Origin of the sequence: Pseudomonas palleroniana, assembly GCF_003031675.1 — a bacterium.
Classification (GTDB): Bacteria; Pseudomonadota; Gammaproteobacteria; order Pseudomonadales; family Pseudomonadaceae; genus Aquipseudomonas; species Aquipseudomonas palleroniana.
The window spans coordinates 188,134-208,862 of sequence record NZ_PYWX01000061.1; the positions used below are offsets into that span (position 1 = coordinate 188,134).

At 61.4% G+C, this 20,729-nt stretch carries 18 protein-coding genes; 8 read left to right on the top strand and 10 right to left on the bottom strand.

From position 1 onward, the window contains the following. On the top strand, positions 1–1,332 hold the full coding sequence (locus tag C9383_RS20815; RefSeq protein ID WP_090368832.1) for a DUF58 domain-containing protein: 1,332 nt from the start codon (positions 1–3) through the stop codon (positions 1,330–1,332). Between the two features lie 57 nt (positions 1,333–1,389). On the opposite strand, the gene C9383_RS20820 is transcribed toward C9383_RS20815, so the two are convergent. Both C9383_RS20820 and C9383_RS20825 read right to left on the bottom strand, forming a co-directional pair. Further along, positions 1,390–1,749 carry a PilZ domain-containing protein gene (locus tag C9383_RS20820; RefSeq protein WP_090368830.1) on the bottom strand — a complete coding sequence of 120 codons (360 nt, stop codon included), beginning with the start codon at positions 1,747–1,749 and terminating at the stop codon, positions 1,390–1,392. A 222-nt stretch (positions 1,750–1,971) separates the two neighbouring features. Further along, positions 1,972–2,346: a tetratricopeptide repeat protein gene (locus C9383_RS20825; protein WP_060754217.1), complete on the bottom strand. Its 375-nt coding sequence runs from the start codon at positions 2,344–2,346 to the stop codon at positions 1,972–1,974. Between the two features lie 175 nt (positions 2,347–2,521). Here C9383_RS20825 and pyk point away from each other — a divergent pair, with 175 nt between their 5' ends. After that, complete coding sequence (gene pyk, locus C9383_RS20830; protein WP_060754218.1) at positions 2,522–3,973, top strand: pyruvate kinase; 1,452 nt, start codon at positions 2,522–2,524, stop codon at positions 3,971–3,973. A 173-nt stretch (positions 3,974–4,146) separates the two neighbouring features. Here pyk and C9383_RS20835 read toward each other — a convergent pair whose 3' ends face one another. Next, a complete protein-coding gene (locus tag C9383_RS20835) occupies positions 4,147–5,079 on the bottom strand; it encodes an iron-sulfur-binding ferredoxin reductase (RefSeq protein WP_090368827.1) in 933 nt (310 codons plus the stop codon). Positions 5,080–5,293: 214 nt separating this feature from the next. On the opposite strand from C9383_RS20835, the gene C9383_RS20840 reads away from it, so the two are divergent. The 4 genes from C9383_RS20840 to C9383_RS20855 all read left to right on the top strand — a co-directional run bounded on the left by C9383_RS20840 (position 5,294) and on the right by C9383_RS20855 (position 11,697). Then, positions 5,294–6,817: a fumarate hydratase gene (locus C9383_RS20840; protein ID WP_090368826.1), complete on the top strand. Its 1,524-nt coding sequence runs from the start codon at positions 5,294–5,296 to the stop codon at positions 6,815–6,817. A gap of 190 nt (positions 6,818–7,007) precedes the next feature. Next, positions 7,008–8,774, top strand: coding sequence for an ATP-binding protein (locus C9383_RS20845; protein WP_090368824.1), 1,767 nt, complete (start codon positions 7,008–7,010; stop codon positions 8,772–8,774). Further along, on the top strand, positions 8,768–10,093 hold the full coding sequence (locus C9383_RS20850; RefSeq protein WP_090368822.1) for a sigma-54-dependent transcriptional regulator: 1,326 nt from the start codon (positions 8,768–8,770) through the stop codon (positions 10,091–10,093). The genes C9383_RS20845 and C9383_RS20850 overlap by 7 nt, the downstream gene beginning before the upstream one ends. Positions 10,094–10,377: 284 nt before the next feature. Beyond that, on the top strand, positions 10,378–11,697 hold the full coding sequence (locus C9383_RS20855) for an MFS transporter (RefSeq protein WP_060754223.1): 1,320 nt from the start codon (positions 10,378–10,380) through the stop codon (positions 11,695–11,697). 121 nt (positions 11,698–11,818) lie between these two features. On the opposite strand, the gene C9383_RS20860 is transcribed toward C9383_RS20855, so the two are convergent. Then, positions 11,819–12,574, bottom strand: a complete 756-nt coding sequence (locus C9383_RS20860; protein ID WP_060754224.1) for a COG4705 family protein — start codon at positions 12,572–12,574, stop codon at positions 11,819–11,821. A 193-nt stretch (positions 12,575–12,767) separates the two neighbouring features. On the opposite strand from C9383_RS20860, the gene C9383_RS20865 reads away from it, so the two are divergent. Beyond that, positions 12,768–13,400 carry a flavin reductase family protein gene (locus C9383_RS20865; protein WP_090368820.1) on the top strand — a complete coding sequence of 211 codons (633 nt, stop codon included), beginning with the start codon at positions 12,768–12,770 and terminating at the stop codon, positions 13,398–13,400. A 115-nt stretch (positions 13,401–13,515) separates the two neighbouring features. On the opposite strand, the gene C9383_RS20870 is transcribed toward C9383_RS20865, so the two are convergent. After that, positions 13,516–13,794, bottom strand: a complete 279-nt coding sequence (locus tag C9383_RS20870; protein WP_060754226.1) for a hypothetical protein — start codon at positions 13,792–13,794, stop codon at positions 13,516–13,518. An 8-nt stretch (positions 13,795–13,802) separates the two neighbouring features. Further along, entirely contained in the window at positions 13,803–14,144 is a 342-nt protein-coding gene (locus tag C9383_RS20875; RefSeq protein WP_071484314.1) for an antibiotic biosynthesis monooxygenase family protein, read from the bottom strand. A 328-nt stretch (positions 14,145–14,472) separates the two neighbouring features. On the opposite strand from C9383_RS20875, the gene C9383_RS20880 reads away from it, so the two are divergent. After that, positions 14,473–15,402 carry an AraC family transcriptional regulator gene (locus tag C9383_RS20880; RefSeq protein ID WP_060754228.1) on the top strand — a complete coding sequence of 310 codons (930 nt, stop codon included), beginning with the start codon at positions 14,473–14,475 and terminating at the stop codon, positions 15,400–15,402. A gap of 123 nt (positions 15,403–15,525) precedes the next feature. Here the strand turns inward: C9383_RS20880 and C9383_RS20885 are convergent, their stop codons facing one another. The 4 genes from C9383_RS20885 to edd form a co-directional block, all read right to left on the bottom strand. Next, positions 15,526–16,953 (bottom strand): ATP-binding protein, encoded by a 1,428-nt coding sequence (locus C9383_RS20885; RefSeq protein ID WP_199777944.1) that lies wholly within the window; start codon positions 16,951–16,953, stop codon positions 15,526–15,528. A 31-nt stretch (positions 16,954–16,984) separates the two neighbouring features. Beyond that, positions 16,985–17,719 (bottom strand): response regulator, encoded by a 735-nt coding sequence (locus tag C9383_RS20890; protein ID WP_060754230.1) that lies wholly within the window; start codon positions 17,717–17,719, stop codon positions 16,985–16,987. 142 nt (positions 17,720–17,861) lie between these two features. Further along, positions 17,862–18,818 carry a glucokinase gene (locus C9383_RS20895; protein WP_060754231.1) on the bottom strand — a complete coding sequence of 319 codons (957 nt, stop codon included), beginning with the start codon at positions 18,816–18,818 and terminating at the stop codon, positions 17,862–17,864. Continuing rightward, positions 18,815–20,641 carry a phosphogluconate dehydratase gene (edd, locus tag C9383_RS20900; protein ID WP_090368818.1) on the bottom strand — a complete coding sequence of 609 codons (1,827 nt, stop codon included), beginning with the start codon at positions 20,639–20,641 and terminating at the stop codon, positions 18,815–18,817. The genes C9383_RS20895 and edd overlap by 4 nt, the downstream gene beginning before the upstream one ends. Positions 20,642–20,729 lie beyond the last annotated feature (88 nt).

Below are 20,729 nucleotides of genomic sequence, written 5' to 3' on the forward strand. Positions count from 1 at the left end.
ATGAAACCAACCCGTCTGCTTCTGACCTGGCTTGGCGTGCTGCTGGGCTTGAATATTGTGCTGGGTGCTGCGGCAGCCTTGCAGCTCAAGGTGCCCGGCACGTTGCATTCGGTGGCCTGGGGCTTGTTGCTGGCATTGTTGCTGCTCTCACTGCTGGACGCTTTACGCCTGCGCCGCCGCCCTTCGCCGCGAGTAGAACGGCAATTACCCGGCAGCCTGGCGCTGGGACGCTGGGGGGAAATCAGGCTGGCAGTGCAGCACAGTTATCCACAACCCATCACCTTGACGGTGTTCGATCACGTACCGGATGGCTTGAGCCTGGAGAACCTGCCGCAGTCCATCGAGTTGCGACCTGGCGAGCGCAGCGAGCTGGGCTATCGCGTTCGCCCCTTGCGACGAGGGCATTTCAGCTTCAGTCGTTGCGAAATCCACCTGCCCAGTCACTTAGGGCTATGGTCGGCTCGACGCTTGATCGACGCTCGGGACGCTACCCGCGTTTACCCGGATTTCGCCCGATTGTACGGCGCACAGTTGCAGGGTGTGGATAACTGGCTGAGCCAACTCGGTGTACGTCAACGCCCGCGACGAGGGTTGGGGCTTGAGTTTCATCAGCTGCGCGAGTTTCGCGAGGGTGACAGCCTGCGCCAGATCGATTGGAAAGCGACGGCACGGCAACGCACGCCAATCGCCCGCGAATACCAGGATGAGCGCGACCAGCAAATCGTGTTCATGCTCGACTGCGGTCGGCGCATGCGCAGCCAGGACGACGAGCTCTCCCATTTCGATCACGCCCTCAACGCCTGCCTGTTGCTCAGCTACGTCGCGTTGCGACAGGGCGATGCCGTGGGTCTGTGCACCGTTGCCAGTGACCAGCCGCGTTACCTGGCACCGGTCAAGGGTAGTGGCCAACTGAACGTATTGCTCAATACGGTTTACGACCTGGATACCACCCGTAAAACAGCCGACTATGAGGCCGCCGCAAGCCATCTGCTGGCTCGACAAAAGCGTCGGGCGCTGGTGATCGTGGTGACCAACCTAAGGGATGAAGACGATGAGGCACTCATGACTGCCGTCAACCGTATCAGTCGGCAGCACCGGGTGATGGTGGCCAGCCTGCGAGAACATGTCCTCGATGAACTGCGCCAAGTCCCCGTGCAGACCCTGTCGGAAGCATTGGCCTACAGTGGCGCGATTGATTACCTCAACACCCGCAATGAACTGCATGATCGTTTGAACGCCCATGGGCTATCGGTGCTCGATGCCCTGCCGTCCGAGTTGGGAGCCAAGTTGGTCACGCGCTATCAGAGCTGGAAAAAAGCCGGGGCTTTCTAAAAAAACGTACGGCCCGGTCGAGGACAAGCGCCTGACCGAGCCGACAACACGCAGTGTTCAAGCAGAGGCCTGCAGAGGATCGAAACTGAAATAATGCAACAACGCAGTGATCAACTGCCGATACTCTTCGGACGCCTGACGTATGCAGAAGCCGGAATCATAATGCTGTGGGTTGATGTCCTCATAACTCCACAAACAGGTGGCCGTCAGGTCAACGTACTGAAACTCGCCGTCAGATCCGGGGATCTTCAAGCGCAACTCAAAATCCGCATCGACCATCATGGGTAATTGGCTGATCAACATCAGCCCTTCTTCAGAGAGATTGCCCAGAAAGCCGATAGGCTTGTCGGTAAGACGATTGAACACCTGCAAAAAACAAGGTAACTGATGCCGTTCGATCCTTCGTTCGGTAATCATGATGAAATCGCCATCCAGTGGCCATGTATCTGACCGTGCCAGTGATTCGGAACGAGCCCATTGCCCGCTCTGCCTGGATATCGGTGTGGCAATAGCTATTGCATTGCCAAAACAACTGCCAAATCCGGGCGCCTCATCCGTTTGAATGGAAACTTGTACAAACGGACATTGAAAGGATAGCCCACGCCTGGCAACAGGCCAGCAATCAAATCACAAATATCATTACAACGATGCGGGACGTGGCTGTGCCACGCTGGCTCCCGAGTAGTGCCCCAGCTGCTGCAAGGTATCGAGCCGGGCTCGGGCACGATAGGCGTACTCACTCGATGGGTATTGGCTGATGATGAACTGGTAGGTTTGTGCCGCATCGACGAACAGTTTCTGCCGCTCCAGGCATTGCCCGCGCAACATCGAGACCTCCGGTTGCACATAGCGGCGGGTACGGCTTTCACGGTCGACCTGGGACAGCTCAAGGGTGACACGCTCGCAATCACCCACCCCGTAGGCACGGTAGGCATTGTTCAAATGATGGTCCATCGACCAACGGGTACAGCCGACTACACTGACGGCCAAGGCGGCAACGAGCAAAATTCGCATGGGGGTTCTCCTGTCTTGTGCAGTGTATCGACCCCTTGTCGAAAATCTTCAAGGGCGTTCGCCTATTCAGCCGCAACGAAAACAAGTCAATCGCCGATAAGTAGTGCAAACGAACAATGACTACAACGAAAGAGCATAGTAGCCTTCTCCAGCGCTTGAACTCAGGAGTCTGTGCATGTCCGTCCGTCGTACCAAAATCGTCGCCACCCTTGGCCCGGCCAGCAACTCGCCGGAAGTCCTCGAACAGCTGATTCTGGCTGGTTTGGACGTCGCCCGTCTGAACTTCTCCCACGGCACCCCGGACGAGCACAAGGCTCGCGCCAAACTGGTGCGTGACCTGGCCGCCAAGCACGGTCGCTTCGTTGCATTGCTGGGTGACCTGCAAGGCCCGAAAATCCGTATCGCCAAATTCACCAATAAGCGTATCGAGCTGAAGATCGGTGACACCTTCACCTTTTCCACCAGCCATCCGCTGACCGAAGGCAACCAGCAAGTCGTGGGTATCGATTACCCGGACCTGGTCAAGGACTGCGGCGTCGGTGACGAGCTGCTGCTGGACGACGGTCGCGTAGTGATGCGCGTCGAAACCGCGACCCCGACTGAACTGCACTGCACCGTGATCATCGGCGGCCCGCTGTCCGACCACAAAGGCATCAACCGTCGCGGTGGTGGCCTGACGGCGCCGGCGCTGACTGACAAAGACAAGGCCGACATCAAGCTCGCCGCCGAAATGGAAGTGGACTACCTCGCCGTGTCCTTCCCGCGCGACGCCGCTGATATGGAATACGCGCGTAAACTGCGTGACGAAGCCGGCGGCACCGCCTGGCTGGTGGCGAAGATCGAACGCGCCGAAGCCGTGGCCGATGACGAAACCCTCGACGGCCTGATCAATGCCTCCGACGCAGTGATGGTTGCCCGTGGCGACCTGGGCGTGGAAATCGGCGACGCCGAGCTGATCGGTATCCAGAAGAAAATCATCCTGCACGCCCGTCGCCACAACAAAGCGGTGATCGTGGCGACCCAGATGATGGAGTCGATGATCCAGAACCCAATGCCGACCCGTGCCGAAGTGTCCGACGTGGCCAACGCCGTGCTCGACTACACCGACGCCGTGATGCTCTCGGCTGAAAGCGCCGCCGGCCCGTACCCGCTGGAAGCCGTTCAAGCCATGGCGCGTATCTGCGTCGGTGCCGAAAAGCACCCGACCAGCAAGACCTCCAGCCACCGTATCGGCAAAGTGTTCGAAAGCTGCGACCAGAGCATCGCCCTGGCCGCCATGTACACCGCCAACCACTTCCCGGGCGTGAAAGCGATCATCGCCTTGACCGAAAGTGGCTACACGCCGTTGATCATGTCGCGCATCCGCTCCTCGGTGCCGATCTACGCGTTCACCCCCCACCGCGAAGCCCAGGCCCGCGCGGCGATGTTCCGTGGCGTATACACCATTCCGTTCGATCCGGCCTCGCTGGCACCTAACGAAGTCAGCCAGAAGGCGATCGACGAACTGGTCAAGCGCGGCGTCGTCGAGAAAGGCGACTGGGTCATCCTGACCAAGGGCGACAGCTACCACACCACCGGTGGCACCAATGGCATGAAGATCCTGCATGTGGGCGACCCGCAGGTCTGAGTGACACGCAGAAAAACAAAAGCCCCGCCATGTGAATGGCGGGGCTTTTTGCTTTGCAGATCGGATTTTGTATTGGCTTCATAGCCCTATCGGGAGCAAGCCCCCTCCCACACTTGAATGTGTTCACAAATCACAATGTGGGAGCAACTGTCTTAATGGATTCAATTCAGCCCTCAACCACGGGGCACAAACACATCGGCCAGCAGTTGATTACGCGGCAAGCCGGCCAGGAACAGCCGCTTGGAAAACGCCTCGACACTGGCAGGATGCCCGCAGAGTAGAGCCAGGGTTTGCCGCGAACCAAGCCGCAGTTGCGCCAATGCCTGGGCCAGCTCAGCCGCCGTCCATAGTTCCACAGTCAAGTTGGGATGCTGCGCGGCCAGCTCCGCCAGGGGACCGGCCAAGTAATGAGCCTGCGCATCATGGGCCAGGTGAATCACGCGGATGGCGCCTTGATGATCCTGGCGCAACGCCTCACGCAGCACACCCCACAAAGGCCCCAAGCCGGTGCCGGAAGCCAGCAGCCACAACGGCCGGGTGTGCCAGTCGGGATCGTATTGCAGTGCTCCCCCGCGCAACTCGCCCAATCGCAGCGCATCGCCCACCTGCAACTGCCGGGCAATATCGCTGAACTCACCCGGCTGGCGGCAATCGAGGTGAAACTCCAGGAACGGATCTTCCTGGGGCAAGCTGGCCAGGGAATAGGGGCGCGCTACCTGCCCCGCCCACAACACCAGATGTTGCCCGGCCCGATAACGCAGGCCATGTTCCGGTTGCAGGCGCAGGCGCAGCACGTTTGTGTTCAACCAGTCGGCACCGACCACCCGGGCCGCCAAACCGTCACGCAGCGGATCAAAGGTCTCAACCTCAAGATCGCCGATAACCTGGCACTGACACGCCAGACGCCAGCCGTCCTGGCGTTGCGCCGGGCTCAAGGCGTCTGGCTGCTGGTCGTCGACCTGTCCCAGGCATCGCACCAGGCACGCATGGCAACTGCCCGCCCGACAACTGTAGGGCACGCCCACACCCGCCTGGTTCAGGGCATCCAGCAGGTTGCTGCCGGTGGTGACCGACCAGTGGCGCTCACCGACGTACAGTTCAGGCATGGGAGGACTCAATCATAAGGGGCACACAGGGAATCACGCCTGCGACAGTTTGACCATAGTCGGGTGTATCGGCCACCGTGCCGGGTTATACTGCCGCGCCTTTTTAGCGTCGCGCCTGCACCACTTTGGCGTGCCTTGGAAAGGTGGCTTCAGCCGACCGATGCAACACTGAAGCCACCTTTATTGAATGTTCCCTTATAGAGGAGCGCGACTCATGACCGTGATCAAGCAAGACGACCTGATTCAGAGCGTTGCCGACGCCCTGCAATTCATTTCCTACTACCACCCCGTTGACTTCATCCAGGCCATGCACGAAGCCTACCTGCGCGAAGAATCGCCAGCGGCCCGTGACTCCATCGCCCAGATCCTGATCAACTCGCGCATGTGCGCCACCGGCCACCGCCCGATCTGCCAGGACACCGGTATCGTCACCGTGTTCGTGCGCGTGGGCATGGACGTACGTTGGGATGGCGCCACCATGGGCCTGGACGACATGATCAACGAAGGCGTGCGTCGCGCCTACAACCTGCCGGAAAACGTCCTGCGTGCATCGATCCTTGCCGACCCGGCAGGCGCGCGCAAGAACACCAAGGACAACACCCCGGCCGTGATCCACTACTCCATCGTCCCGGGTAACACCGTGGAAGTGGATGTGGCAGCCAAGGGCGGCGGTTCCGAGAACAAGTCGAAGATGGCGATGCTCAACCCGTCCGACTCGATCGTCGACTGGGTACTGAAGACCGTTCCGACCATGGGCGCCGGCTGGTGCCCACCGGGCATGCTGGGCATTGGCATCGGCGGCACCGCCGAAAAAGCCGCCGTCATGGCCAAGGAAGTGTTGATGGAATCCATCGACATCCACGAGCTGAAAAAGCGCGGCCCGCAGAACCGTATCGAAGAGATGCGCCTGGAGCTGTTCGAGAAGGTCAACCAACTGGGCATCGGCGCCCAGGGCCTCGGCGGCCTGACCACCGTGCTCGATGTGAAGATCATGGACTACCCGACCCACGCCGCGTCCTTGCCGGTGTGCATGATCCCCAACTGCGCCGCCACCCGTCACGCCCACTTCGTGCTCGACGGTTCCGGCCCGGCATCGCTGGAAGCGCCACCGTTGGACGCCTACCCGGAAATCGTCTGGGAAGCCGGCCCGTCAGCCCGCCGCGTCAACCTCGATACCCTGACCCCAGAAGAAGTACAGAGCTGGAAGCCGGGCGAAACCGTATTGCTCAACGGCAAGATGCTCACCGGACGCGACGCGGCGCACAAGCGCATGGTCGAGATGCTGAACAAGGGCGAAACCCTGCCGGTGGACCTCAAGGGCCGCTTCATCTACTACGTCGGCCCGGTTGATCCGGTGCGCGAAGAAGTGGTTGGCCCGGCAGGCCCGACCACCGCGACGCGGATGGACAAGTTCACCCGTCAGATCCTCGAACAAACCGGCCTGCTGGGCATGATCGGCAAATCCGAGCGCGGCCCAACCGCCATCGAAGCGATCAAGGACCACAAAGCCGTGTACCTGATGGCCGTCGGCGGCGCCGCTTACCTGGTGGCCCAGGCCATCAAGAAGTCGCGCGTCGTGGCTTTCGCCGAACTGGGCATGGAAGCGATCTACGAGTTCGAGGTCAAAGACATGCCGGTCACCGTCGCGGTGGACAGCAAGGGCGAGTCCGTCCACATCACCGGTCCTGCCATCTGGCAGAAAAAGATCAATGACAGCCTGGCGGTAGAAGTCCAGTAAGCCCGTAGTGAGCGGGCTTGCCCCGCGCTGGGTGGCGCAGCCGCCCCAACCAGGGCGCCACGGTGTTTCAGGAATACCGAGGGGCCTGGGTTTGGGGCGGCTTTGCCACCCAGCGCGGGGCAAGCCCGCTCACTACACCCGATGGCGCATGGTATGGTGCTCACCCCTTACCGTGCCTGCCCATCACCGTATGATTGCGATCCCTCGCCCCCTGCGCCTGACTTTCTACTGCCTGTTGATCATCGCCGGTGCGCTGCTCGCCGCGACCTTCGCCACCCGCCATGCCGAACGCCAGGCCCTGGTGGACGACGCTTCACGCGCCAAACAACAGCTCACGCTGTATGGCAATTCCCTGCACACCCTGATCGAACGTTACCGTGCCCTGCCCGCCGTGCTGGCGCTGGACTCGGAAATGATCAACGCATTGAAGGGCCCGCTGGATGCCACCACCCAGGCTGTGCTCAACCGCAAGCTGGAGCGTATCAACAGTGCGGCGCAATCCTCTACCCTGGAACTGATGGACCGCACCGGCCTTGCTGTCGCCGCCAGTAACTGGAACCTGCCCAGCAGCTATGTCGGGCATAACTACGCGTTTCGACCCTATTTCAGCCAGACCCTGAGCCAGGGCGCCGGGCGCTTTTATGCGGTGGGCGTGACCACCGGTATTCCCGGCTATTTTCTCTCCAGCGCGGTAGTGGACGAACACGAGCAGTTTCTCGGTGCCATGGTGGTGAAGTTGGAGTTCCCCGAGCTTGAGCGCGAATGGGCCCAGGGCAATGACCTGCTGCTGGTCAGCGACGCGCGCGGCATCGTATTTATCGCCAACCAGCCGGGCTGGCGTTATCGCAACCTGCGCCCGTTGTCGGACGGTGACCTCGCCGAGCTCAAGGCCACACGCCAATACGACAAAAAGCGCTTGCAGCCACTGGAGACCCAAGCCCTGCAGCGTTTCGACGACAACAGCCACCTGATGCGCGTCAATGGCCCCGACGGCAGCGCCGATTACATCTGGGAATCGCTGCCGCTCAAGGCCGAAGGCTGGACGCTGCACCTGCTGCGCAAACCCCAGCCCGCCCTTGAAGACCAGCGTAATGCCGGCCTCGCCGCTGCCGGCTCCTGGCTGGCATTGGTGTTCCTGACGCTGTTTCTGACCCAGCGCTGGCGCCTGGCCCGTTTGCGCCAGCGCAGCCGCGAAGAGCTCGAACAGCTTGTGGCGCAACGCACCCAAGCCTTGCGCATGGCCCAGGACGGTTTGGTGCAATCGGCCAAGCTGGCGGCGTTGGGCCAGATGTCCGCCGCCCTCGCCCATGAAATCAACCAGCCCCTGACCGCCCAGCGCATGCAATTGGCAACCCTGCGCCTGCTGCTGGATCATGGCCGCGTGGACGACGCCTACCAAGCGCTCACTCCGCTGGACGACATGCTCACGCGCATGGCCGCGCTGACCGGCCACCTCAAGACGTTCGCCCGTAAAAGCCCCAGTGGCCTGCGTGAACGCCTGGACCTGGCCACGGTGGTTGACCAGTCCCTGCACCTGCTCGATGCGCGCCTGCGTAATGAGGCCATCGGCGTGGTGCTGGACCTGACCCGCCCCGCCTGGGTACGCGGCGATGCGATCCGCCTGGAACAGGTACTGATCAACCTGTTGCGCAACGCCCTTGACGCCATGGCCGATAAACCGCGCAAGCGCCTGGAAATCCGTCTGCAGGCCGATCAGCAGCTGTGGCAACTGACCGTCAGCGACAGTGGCGGCGGGATTGACGAAGAGCATTTGAGCTGCGTGTTCGACCCCTTCTTCACCACCAAGCCGGTAGGTGACGGGCTGGGCCTGGGGCTGGCGGTGTCTTACGCTATCGTGCACGAACTGGGCGGGCGCCTGATCGCCGGCAACCGTGGCGACGGCGCCGTGTTCACCCTGACCTTGCCTATCGCACTGGAGACACCCGACCTATGTTGAACGCGGTGATTGTGGTCGATGACGAAGCCAGCATCCGCACGGCCGTCGAGCAATGGCTGAGCCTGTCGGGGTTTGACGTGCAGTTGTTCAGCCGCGCCGAGGCCTGCCTGGCGCAACTGCCCAGGGACTTTCCCGGTGTCATCTTGAGCGACGTGCGCATGCCCGGGCTCAGCGGCCTGGAGCTGCTGGCCGAAGTGCAGCGCCGCGATACCGACCTGCCGGTGATCCTGCTGACGGGCCACGGCGACGTGCCGATGGCGGTAGAAGCCATGCGTGACGGTGCCTACGATTTCCTCGAGAAACCCTTCAGCCCCGATACCCTGCTCAATAGCCTGCGTCGCGCCCTGGACAAACGCGGGCTGATCCTGGAGAACCGCCGCCTGCACCAGCAGGCCGATCAACGGGCACAGCTTGAATCCAGCCTGCTCGGCGTATCCCGGGGCTTGCAGACCTTGCGCCGGCAGGTGCTGGACCTGGCCAGCTTGCCGGTCAATGTGCTGATCCGTGGCGAGACCGGCAGCGGCAAGGAACTGGTTGCCCGTTGCCTGCATGATTTCGGCCCGCGGGCGAAGAAGCCATTTGTGGCGCTCAACTGTGCAGCGATCCCCGAGCAGCTGTTTGAAGCCGAGCTGTTCGGCCACGAAAGCGGCGCCTTCACCGGCGCCCAGGGCAAGCGTATCGGCAAGTTGGAATACGCTCACGGCGGCACACTGTTCCTGGATGAAATCGAAAGCATGCCCCTGGCCCAGCAGGTGAAACTGCTGCGTGTGTTGCAGGAGCAGAAACTGGAGCGGCTGGGCTCCAACCAGAGTATCCACGTCGACCTGCGCATCATCGCCGCCACCAAACCCGACCTGCTGGAAGAGGCCCGCGCCGGGCGCTTTCGCGAAGACCTGGCTTATCGCCTGAACGTCGCACAGTTGCGCCTGCCGCCCTTGCGTGAGCGCCGTGAAGATATTCCACTGCTGTTCGATCACTTTGCCCAAAATGCCGCCGAGCGCCTTGGCCGCAGCGCCGAGCCGCTCGGCGGCGCGCAATTGGGACGCCTGCTCAGCCATGACTGGCCGGGCAACGTGCGCGAACTGGCCAACGTTGCCGAACGCCAGGTGCTGGGGCTTGGCGAACCTGAGCCTGAGGGTATCGAGGCCGGGCAATCGCTGGCCGCGCAGCAAGAAGCCTTCGAGGCTCATTGCTTGAAGGCCGCATTGACCCGGCACAAGGGCGATATCAAGGCGGTCCTGGCGGAACTGCAACTGCCGCGCCGGACTTTCAATGAAAAGATGCAGCGTCATGGGTTGGTGCGGGAGATGTTTCTCTAAGCCAGGCTTTGCGGTGCCTTTCAGGCCGTCATCGGGGGCAAGCCCCCTCCCGCACTTGAATGTGTTCACAAATCACAATGTGGCAGGGGGCTTGCTCCCGATGAGGCCTGCCGCCATAAGCGGATTTCCGCTCAACCATAAAGAATCATCGGCGACTTTCCGCTCAAAATAATCCTGCAACCCTTCTAGATCGGGCCTTCATCCCCTTGGCACAGCTCCTGCTATAGCCGAACCAGGCTGCGCACGCGCTGCTCCATAAAAACAACTAGATGAAGGATCCTTCAATGGATAACTCCAACACCCTGCCTCTGGGGTCGGCGGCCGTGCCGGCAAAAGAGCGCACCACCTCCAGCCGGATCAAATCGATTTTCAGCGGCTCCGTCGGCAACATGGTCGAGTGGTACGACTGGTACGTCTACGCCGCCTTCTCGCTGTACTTCGCCAAGACCTTCTTCCCGGCAGGCTCCTCCACCGCGCAATTGATGAACACCGCTGCGATCTTCGCCGTGGGCTTCCTGATGCGCCCTATCGGCGGCTGGCTGATGGGCATGTACGCCGACTACAAGGGCCGCAAGGCTGCACTGATGGCCTCGGTATTGCTGATGTGCTTCGGCTCGCTGCTGATCGCCCTGAGCCCTGGCTACGACACCATCGGCATCGGCGCGCCGATCCTGCTGGTCTTCGCCCGCCTGCTGCAAGGTTTGTCGGTCGGTGGCGAATACGGCACTTCGGCCACTTACCTGAGTGAAATGGCGACCAAGGAGCGTCGCGGTTTCTTCTCCAGCTTCCAGTACGTGACCCTGATCTCCGGCCAGCTCATCGCGCTGGCGGTATTGATCGTGCTGCAACAAGTACTGACCACCGAGCAACTGTATGCCTGGGGCTGGCGCATCCCGTTCGCCATCGGCGCCCTGTGCGCGGTTGTCGCGCTGTACCTGCGTCGAGGCATGGAAGAAACCGAGTCGTTCACCAAGAAGGAGAAAGCCAAGGAAAGCGCGATGCGCACGTTGCTGCGCCATCCCAAGGAACTGATGACCGTCGTCGGCCTGACCATGGGCGGCACCCTGGCGTTCTACACCTACACCACCTACATGCAGAAATACCTGGTGAACACCGTCGGCATGAGCATCTCCGACTCCACCACCATCTCGGCGGCGACGCTGTTCCTGTTCATGTGCCTGCAACCTCTGGTCGGCGGGCTGTCGGACAAGGTTGGCCGTCGGCCGATCCTGATTGCCTTCGGCATCCTCGGCACGCTCTGCACCGTACCGATCCTCACCACCTTGCACACCATCCAGACCTGGTGGGGTGCGTTCTTCCTGATCATGGCGGCGTTGATCATCGTCAGCGGCTACACCTCGATCAATGCCGTGGTGAAAGCCGAGCTGTTCCCCACCGAGATTCGTGCCTTGGGCGTGGGCCTGCCGTATGCGTTGACCGTGTCGATCTTCGGCGGTACCGCTGAATACATCGCGCTGTGGTTCAAGAGTATCGGTATGGAAACCGGCTACTACTGGTACGTGACTGCGTGTATCGCGGTGTCGTTGTTGGTCTATGTGACCATGAAAGACACCCGCAAGCACTCGCGCATCACCACCGACTAAAACGGTGCGAGGGGGCTTGCTCCCGATGGCGGTGTGTCAGCCATAAATCGGTTGACTGAACCACTGCTATCGGGAGCAAGCCCCCTCCCACATTGAGTTTTATCTTGCCTGGATAGTCGGATCAGGACAGCTCTGCTGCCGGCTGACGCCCATATCGCCGCTGCGCATACGACGCCCCGGCAATCATCACCACCAGCACACCCGCCAATACCGCCGACGAACCGATGGTGCCGAAATCCAGCCCACCCTTTTCATAGGGTTTGGTGAGGAAGTCACCCAGCGTCGCACCAAACGGCCGGGTCAAGACAAACGCCACCCAGAACAACAGCACCGACGAGATCCGGGTGAAGTACTTGAGCGCCACTACCCCGGCAATCGCCGAGCCGATCAACAAGGCGCCACCGGCAAAGCCGAGCCCCGAGTCATCGGCCAGGAAGTCGCCCAGCGCGGTACCCAAGGTGTTGGAGAACAGGATGGCCATCCAGTAGAACAACTCGCCCCGGAAGGTTTGCACTTTGTTCACGTTCAGCGAGTCGCCGCTGACATGCCACAACGCGAAGATGATCATCAGGATCGCGATCAGGATCATGGAGCCCGTGGCGTAGCCCAGCCCCAGGGTGCGGTCCATGAAGTCAGACATGGTGGTGCCCGCGGTGCTGGTGGACAAAATCACGATCCAGTACAGCACAGGGTTGTAGGTTTTCGACCAGAGTTGCGTCAGCAAGGTGACGAGGAACACGCTGATCAAGATCATCGAGCTGATGGCGTAGCCAACGTTGAGGGTCATCGACAACAAATCCCCGGCGGTTTCGCCCAGGGTGGTTGCGCAGATTTTCATGACCCAGAACGCCAGGGTGATCTGAGGAAGTTTGTTCATGGTACAGAAGGCTCCGAAGCTCAGTCTTTCAACGCGCCGACTTAGAGGGGTGTCGGCCTGGCGCGCAGACTGAATGCAGAGCTGTGAAAATTCGGTGGGCAATCAATGAAAATTCCATACGGTTGATGGAAATTCAGCGCCATGCCTTGCAGTATGGCCTCCTTCCCGAAGCCAATAGCAGGAACCCCCGGTCATGTCTGACGATATCCATTTCTACGAGCCTGCCAACGGTCACGGCCTGCCCCATGACCCGTTCAACGCCATCGTCGGGCCAAGGCCGATCGGCTGGATTTCTTCCCACGATCGCGAAGGCCGCCTGAACCTGGCGCCCTACAGCTTCTTCAATGCGTTCAACTACATTCCGCCGATCATTGGGTTTTCCAGCGTCGGGCGTAAAGACAGCCTTAACAACATCGAACAGACCGGCGAGTTTGTCTGGAACCTGGCCACTCGCCCGTTGGCCGAGCAGATGAACCAGAGTTGCGCCGCCGTAGCGCCGGAGGTGAACGAATTCGAGTTATCCGGCCTGACGCCGGTGGCCTCGAAAATCGTTGGCGTACCGCGGGTGGGCGAGAGCACGGTCTCGTTTGAATGCAAGGTGACCCAGATCATTCAACTGCAGCGCGCCGACAAGCAACTGGTGCCGAGCTGGCTGGTACTGGGCGAAGTGGTCGCGGTGCACATCGCCAAGTGGTTGCTCAAGGATGGCATCTACGACACCGCCGCCGCCGAACCGATCCTGCGCGGTGGCGGCCCGGCGGATTACTTCCAGTTGGGGCCAGAGGCGCTGTTCAAGATGTATCGCCCTGGTGCCAATAGCCGCTGATAGCATGCAATTGAACCTGTGGGAGGGGGCTTGCTCCCGATAGCATTGGTGAAGTCAACACAGCATCGACTGACTCTCTGCTATCAGGAGCCCCCTCCCTGATCGACGGCGCTTTCTAGTTTGCGGCAGTTGCCCAAGCCAGTTGGCCGTCTTCGTCTACGTCGACCAGGTATTCAAGCTGCAGCGCGGCTGCATCGTCGGCGTCGGAGGCGGTCTTGAACTTCTGGCCATCAAGGATCTTGTGAAACCTGGGTGCGCCCATGCCATCGAGTGCCTTGACGGCGACGGCGGCGCTGTAGCCCCCTTCCCCCGGTACTACGGCGGAAACGGCTTCGTGGTGGGCAAATTGTTTACGTGCCATGTTGCAGGTCCTGGCCAATGGAAAGTCGGCCATTCTAACCCTCAACCGGCGAGTTGCAGGTACTCGCCGTAGGCATGCACGGCAGATGCATCGGTGAAGGTCTGGAAGTCCATGCTGCGCACTACCATGTCGTTCAACAACTCGGTAAAGATCATCAGGGCCGGCGAGTTGAAGTAGGCACTCATCGCCTGCTCGCTACTCCAGAAACCCGAGACCAGCCACACATCGGGGTCGACCTGGGAATGCTGCAACGAAAACTGCAGGCAACCCTGAGCCTGACGGCCCGGTTCGATCAAACTGCTCAAGCGTGCACCGAGTTCGGTGCTGCACCCGGTACGGGCACGGATAAAGGCCATATGGCTCGCGGGAATGGGGGTGGACATGTTCGACTCTCCCGTTGAGAAGTGATACTCGGCAAACACGCTGAGGGCGGGTTGCCACAGGATCAAAGATAACGGCGCGGGTGCAAACGCGGTTAGTCAATTCCTGCAGGCTTATTGCACAATCCTGCGAGAAGCGTAGATAAGCCACTCGGCCAGCAGGTCGTGTTCCAGGCACACGCTCAGTGTTTCAGGGAGATGACGGGCCTTGCGCTTGCCTGATTCACGCCATATCGCAGGATCAGGCAAGGATTGTGCAGAATCGACGTAACACTTTTTGAAAAGCGCCCACTAAGCTGAGCCCATCGAAGAAGCGTGTAGAGGTCACTCCATGTCGTCGCCTGAACATCCGCTGATTCCCCTCGATGCCGAGATGGAAAAGCAGCGCGCCGAACTGGCCAGCATCGTGCAACGCCATACCTGGGAAGACGGTTCCTATGGCACGGCTATCACTTCGCTGTACCTGAACCGCCACAACACACCGCGCGATTTCATGCCGGTGCTGGTGGAGCCGGCCTTGTGCATCCTCGCCAGTGGCAGCAAGGAAGTCCGCCTGGCCGACGAAATCTTTGCCTACGACCCACTCAACTACCTGGTGTTCTCGGTTGCTATGCCCGTGGCGGGACGGATCATCGACGCCACGCCGCACGATCCCAACCTGTCAGTACGCATCAATATCGACCCGGCGCAGCTCACCGCCCTGATCGCCGAGGCCGGGCCGATGGGCGTGCCCTCGCGTCCCACCTCCCGTGGCATGTACGTCGACCGCATCGACAGCCAACTGCTCGACGCGGTGCTGCGCTTGACGCGCCTGCTGGACTCGCCCAAAGACATCGCCATGCTCGCGCCATTGATCAACCGCGAGATCCTCTATCGGCTATTGCGTGGCCCGCAGGGCTATCGGCTGTATGAAATCGCCGTCGCCAACAGCCAGAGCCATCGGGTCAGCCAGGCAATCACCTGGTTAAACGGCAACTACGAACAACCGCTGCGTATCGATGACCTGGCCAAGGAAGTGAACCTGAGCGTTTCGACCTTGCACCATCGCTTCAAGGCGATCACCGCGATGAGCCCGCTGCAATATCAGAAGCAGTTGCGTTTGCAGGAAGCGCGGCGGCTGATGATCGCCGAAGGGCTGGAAGCGTCGGCAGCAGGGTATCGAGTCGGGTATGAAAGCCCGTCGCAGTTCAGCCGCGAGTACAGCCGGTTGTTTGGGGCACCGCCTTTAAGAGACCTGGCCCGATTGCGCCAGAGTATCTGAGCCCATGCAGATCAAAAATGTGGGAGGGGGCTTGCTCCCGATAGCGGTGTGACAGTCAGCTTATCTCTAGCTGACCCAGCGCAATCGGGAGCAAGCCCCCTCCCACATTTTGACCTCATGTATTCAGTCCAATCCACGAGGCAGTTGCAAGGTCACCCGCAGGCCCCCCTCACGCAGGTTCTGCAGGCTCACTTCCCCGCCATGGCTGTGCGCGATGTTGCGCGCAATCCCCAGGCCCAGGCCGTAGCCCTGTTGCTGCCCGGCCAGGCGGAAATGCGGTTCGAAGACTTGCTCCAGGCGCTGCTCCGGTACGCCGGGGCCTTCGTCGTCGACGTGCAGGATAAAGTCCACGCCATCGTCCTCGATATGCAAGTGAGCTTTCTGCCCGTACTTCAAGGCGTTGTCGATCAGGTTGCCGATGCAGCGCTTGAGCGCCAGCGGCTTGCCCGGATAAGGCGCCAGGGCACGGCCGTCCTGGGTGATGCGGCCATTGCCATTGGGCGCCAGGTACGGCTCCACCAGGCAGTCGAGCACGTGATTCAAATCCACCGGTTCGATGTTTTCGTGGATGTCAGTGTCTTTCACACATTGCAGCGCGCCCTTTACCAGCAGCTCCAACTCATCCAGGTCGCGGCCGAATTTGGTTTGCAGGTTCTCGTCTTCCAGCAGCTCCACGCGCAGGCGCAAGCGGGTAATCGGCGTGCGCAGGTCATGGGAGATCGCGCTGAACAATTGGCTGCGTTCGGTCAAGTAACGGCTGATGCGCTCACGCATGGCGTTGAAGGCACGCCCGACCTCCACCACTTCGCTGCCGCCGCCCTCGGCTACCGGCTCCACATCGGCGCCCAGGGACATGTCCCGCGCCGCCCGCGCCAGGCGCTTGAGCGGCCGGCTCTGCCAGTGCACCAGCAGGCCGATGAACAGCAACAGCAAGCCGCTGGTCAGCACGATAAACCACACCTGCTGGGCCGGCAGCCCCTGCTCTTCCAGGCTGGTGTAAGGCTCGGGCAGCAGCGAGGCGATGTACAGCCACTCACCGGGCGCAAGCTGGATCTGGGTCACCAGTACTGGCGGGTTCACCGGTTCCAGGGTCAGCGCGTAATGCGCCCAGGAGCGCGGCAGTTCATCGAGCTTCAAACCGGCGTTGAAAATCCGCAGGTCTTCGGCACTGACGAACTCCACCGAGATATGCACATCGGCACCCAGGGTCTGGCGCAGCACTTCATCCACGGCCTCAAGCACGGCCTGCTTGCGCGGCGTCTGCGGCAATATCGCCATGTCCAGCGGCCGGTCATTGAGGGTCACCACGAAACGGGTGCCGCCCATGCTGCGCAGTTGGTCGAGCACCAACGGGCGATAGGCCACCGGCAATGAGCGGAAGTAACTGACGCTGGCGGTCATCGAATGCGCCAGGCTACGGGCACTGGTGACCAGGCCTTCAAGCTGGGTAGCGCGCAATTGCGAGACCCAGATCACGCTGGACAGTGCCTGGGCAAACAGCACCACGAGCAGGGTCAGCAGCAACATGCGCCCCAGCAGCGAACGGGGCACGGGAAAGCGGATGCGGCGCTCGGTCAGACGCTCAGTGGGCATTGCCGGCAACCACGCTGGCTGCCAGTTGATAACCGCTGCCACGCACGGTGCGGATCAGCCGCGGGGGTTTCTCGGTATCGCGCAGGCGCTGGCGCAAGCGGCTGACCGCCATGTCGACGATACGGTCCAGCGGCATCAGGTCGCGGCCACGGGTGGCGTTGCCGATGGTGTCGCGGTCGAGAATCTGTTGGGGGTGGTCAAGGAACAGCTTGAGCAGGGCAAAGTCGGCGCCGGAGAGGATCACCTCCTCGCCATCCACATGGAACAGGCGGTGGCTGATCATGTCCAGCCGCCACTCGTCAAACGCCAGCACGTCACCCGCGCCGCTGCGCTCCTGGCCAAACTGGGCACGACGCAACAGGGCCTTGATCCGCGCTTGCAACTCACGGGGGCTGAAGGGCTTGCCGATGTAATCGTCGGCGCCCAGCTCCAGGCCGATCACCCGGTCGGCTTCGTCGGAACTGGCGGTCAGCATGATGATCGGCACCTGGGCCTGACGTGGGTGCTGACGAACCCAACGACACAGGCTGAAACCGTCTTCGTCGGGCAGCATCACATCAAGAATCACCAGGTCGCACGGCGCCTCACTCATGGCCTGGCGGAACCCCGCACCATCCGACACGCCACGGACTTGGAACCCGGCGCGGCTGAGGTAGGTTTGCAGCAATTCGCGGATTTCCTGGTCGTCGTCGACGAGGAGAATCGATTTACTGATTACGCTCACGGGGTCCTCCTTGTAGTTATGGCCAAGCTTGAGTCATGTGTTGCTTAGGGCCACCATCGGGAGCAAGCCCCCTCCCACATTTTGAATGTATTCACACATCAAAGTGTGGGAGGGGGCTTGCTCCCGATGAGGCCATCAAGGTCTATGCAAAAGCCTGCTCAAGCGCCACACCCGCCCCGGTCAACCCGGAATACGGCGCGGTCACCAACCACACCGGAATACCTTTGAAGTAGTCGCTCATGCAGCCTTTGTCACTGAAGCTCTTGGTAAAACCACTGTTGATGAAGAAGTCGGCAAACCTCGGTATCACTCCGCCCACGATATACACACCGCCGCGCGCGCCGGTGGTCAGCACGTTGTTGCCCGCTACGCGGCCCAACCAGATGCTGAACTGGTTCAAGACTTCCACGGCCACCGGGTCACCGGCCAACCCCGCCGCCGTAATGGCTTCGGGCGTGTCCAGCACCGGCGTATGGCCATCCACCGCACAGATTGCGCGATAGACACGCGGCAGGCCCGCACCGCTCAGGGCGGTCTCGGCGCTGACGTGGCCGATCTCATTGTGGATGTGCTGCCACAGCTGGGTTTCACGCGGGCTGCTCAGGGGCAGGTCGACATGGCCGCCCTCCCCCGGCAACGCCGCCCAACGGCCGCCACCCAGATCCAGCAACGTACCGACGCCAAGGCCAGTGCCCGGGCCGATCACCACCGCAGGGCGAAACGCTTCCGGCGTGCCTTCGCAGACCACGCGAAATTCGTCGGGCTTGAGCCGTGTCATGCCCAGGGCCATGGCCGTGAAATCATTGACCAGCAGCAGGTTATCCACCTGCAGGGTTTTACAGAATGCAGTCTTGCTCAGGCGCCAGTGATTGTTGGTGAATTTAAATTCATCACCGCTCACCGGCCCGGCGACCGACAGGCACACCGCGCCGATGTCGCCGATTTGCAGGCCCTCTTCCTTGAGGTAGACCATGATGGCCGCCTCAGGGCTTGAGTGATCCGCCGTGGCGTGCACCCGGATCGAATGCAGCTCCTGATCCTGCCACAACGCAAAACGGGCGTTGGTTCCCCCGATGTCACCGACCAGCGCAAGCTTCACTTAAGCGTCTCCAAGGCAGAGGTAAAGGCGCTGGCGCCCTGCTCTGCGGAGCTTGCGGCCAAGCGCATAAATGCAAACAGTTCGCGACCGGCCCCCACGTTATTGCCCAGCAGGCCCGTGGCAGGTGTGCGCGCTGCGAATTCTTCGGCGTCCACCTTAAGCTCCAAGGTGCCCTTCACGCCATCCACGCGAATGATATCGCCATTCTGCACCCGCGCCAGCGGCCCGCCGCTCTGTGCTTCGGGGTTGACGTGGATCGCGGCGGGGATCTTACCCGAGGCGCCGGACATACGCCCGTCCGTGACCAATGCCACTTTGAAGCCTCGGTCTTGCAGCACGCCGAGGAACGGGGTCATTTTATGCAATTCCGGCATGCCGTTGGAGCGTGGGCCCTGGAATCGCATCACCGCGACAAAGTCCTTTTCCAACTCGCCGGCCTTGAATGCGTCGGCCAGGTCCTGTTGGTCCTGGAACACCACGGCCGGCGCTTCGACGATTTGATGCTCCAGGGCCACGGCCGAGACTTTCATCACCCCACGACCGAGGTTGCCTTCCATCACGCGCAAACCGCCCTCGGCCGAGAATGCACGGGCCACGGGACGCAGGATGGTTTCATCGAGGCTCTCGATCGGGCCGTCGCGCCAGATCAACTCACCGTCGACCAGGAACGGCTCCTGGGTGTAGCGGCTCAAGCCCTTGCCGGCCACGGTGTTGACGTCTTCGTGGAGCAGGCCGGCCTCAAGCAGCTCGCGAATCAGGAACGACATGCCGCCCGCCGCCTGGAAGTGGTTGATATCGGCCTTGCCGTTTGGATACACGTGGGACAGGGTCGGCACCACCTCGGAGAGATCGGCCATGTCCTGCCAGGTGAGGATGATGCCCGCCGACATGGCGATGGCCGGCATGTGCAAGGTGTGGTTGGTCGAACCGCCGGTAGCGTTGAGGGCGACGATGGAGTTGACGATCGACTTCTCGTCGACGATCTCGCCGATCGGCATGAAATTGCCGTTGGCCTTGGTCAGGCGCGTGACTTGATGCGCCGCTTCACGGGTCAGTGCGTCACGCAGCGGCGTGTACGGGTTGACGAACGAAGCGCCCGGCAAGTGCAGGCCCATCACTTCCATCAGCAATTGGTTGGTGTTGGCGGTGCCGTAGAAGGTGCAGGTGCCGGGGCTGTGGTAGGACTTCATCTCCGATTCCAGCAGCTCTTCGCGGGTGGCCTTGCCTTCGGCATAGCGCTGGCGCACATCGGCCTTCTGTTTGTTGGAAATGCCCGACGGCATCGGCCCGCCCGGGACGAAGATCATCGGCAGGTGACCATAGCGCAGCGCGCCCATCATCAGGCCAGGGACGATTTTGTCGCAGATGCCCAGCATCAAGGCGGCGTCGAACATGTTGTGGGACAGCGCTACCGCCGTGGACATGGCAATCACTTCGCGGCTGAGCAGGCTCAGCTCCATGCCGGGCTCACCTTGGGTCACACCGTCGCACATGGCGGGGGTGCCGCCGGCGAACTGGCCGACCGAGCCGACCTCACGCAGGGCTTGCTTGATCTGTTCAGGGAAATGTTCGTACGGCTGGTGTGCCGAGAGCATGTCGTTATATGAGGAAACAATTGCCACGTTGGCGGCATTCATCATACGCAGACTATTTTTATCTTCAGCACCGCAGCCGGCCACGCCATGGGCAAAGTTGGCGCATTGCAGCTTACCGCGCATCGGACCGTCGCTGGCGGCGCCGCGAATGAGCGCAAGGTAGGCCTCGCGGGTGGCGCGGCTGCGGGCGATAAGCCGTTCGGTGACCTCAAGAACGCGGGGATGCATGTGTAGAACTCCAGGCTAACGGATGTGGCGACCCTCGTTCCTATGTTGACCAAACGCCCGCAGCTCATGGGATGGCAGGGTGTCGTTC

What these genes read in the sequence shown, in the direction of transcription:
- C9383_RS20815 (WP_090368832.1), top strand. Translation starts at nt 1, where the DNA reads ATGAAACCAACCCGTCTGCTTCTGACCTGGCTTGGCGTGCTGCTGGGC.
- C9383_RS20840 (WP_090368826.1), top strand. Translation starts at nt 5,294, where the DNA reads ATGACCGTGATCAAGCAAGACGACCTGATTCAGAGCGTTGCCGACGCC.
- edd (WP_090368818.1), bottom strand. Translation starts at nt 20,641, where the DNA reads ATGCATCCCCGCGTTCTTGAGGTCACCGAACGGCTTATCGCCCGCAGC.
- C9383_RS20850 (WP_090368822.1), top strand. Translation starts at nt 8,768, where the DNA reads ATGTTGAACGCGGTGATTGTGGTCGATGACGAAGCCAGCATCCGCACG.
- C9383_RS20845 (WP_090368824.1), top strand. Translation starts at nt 7,008, where the DNA reads ATGATTGCGATCCCTCGCCCCCTGCGCCTGACTTTCTACTGCCTGTTG.
- C9383_RS20880 (WP_060754228.1), top strand. Translation starts at nt 14,473, where the DNA reads ATGTCGTCGCCTGAACATCCGCTGATTCCCCTCGATGCCGAGATGGAA.
- C9383_RS20835 (WP_090368827.1), bottom strand. Translation starts at nt 5,079, where the DNA reads ATGCCTGAACTGTACGTCGGTGAGCGCCACTGGTCGGTCACCACCGGC.
- C9383_RS20865 (WP_090368820.1), top strand. Translation starts at nt 12,768, where the DNA reads ATGTCTGACGATATCCATTTCTACGAGCCTGCCAACGGTCACGGCCTG.
- C9383_RS20825 (WP_060754217.1), bottom strand. Translation starts at nt 2,346, where the DNA reads ATGCGAATTTTGCTCGTTGCCGCCTTGGCCGTCAGTGTAGTCGGCTGT.
- C9383_RS20855 (WP_060754223.1), top strand. Translation starts at nt 10,378, where the DNA reads ATGGATAACTCCAACACCCTGCCTCTGGGGTCGGCGGCCGTGCCGGCA.
- pyk (WP_060754218.1), top strand. Translation starts at nt 2,522, where the DNA reads ATGTCCGTCCGTCGTACCAAAATCGTCGCCACCCTTGGCCCGGCCAGC.
- C9383_RS20820 (WP_090368830.1), bottom strand. Translation starts at nt 1,749, where the DNA reads ATGATTACCGAACGAAGGATCGAACGGCATCAGTTACCTTGTTTTTTG.
- C9383_RS20860 (WP_060754224.1), bottom strand. Translation starts at nt 12,574, where the DNA reads ATGAACAAACTTCCTCAGATCACCCTGGCGTTCTGGGTCATGAAAATC.
- C9383_RS20875 (WP_071484314.1), bottom strand. Translation starts at nt 14,144, where the DNA reads ATGTCCACCCCCATTCCCGCGAGCCATATGGCCTTTATCCGTGCCCGT.
- C9383_RS20870 (WP_060754226.1), bottom strand. Translation starts at nt 13,794, where the DNA reads ATGGCCGACTTTCCATTGGCCAGGACCTGCAACATGGCACGTAAACAA.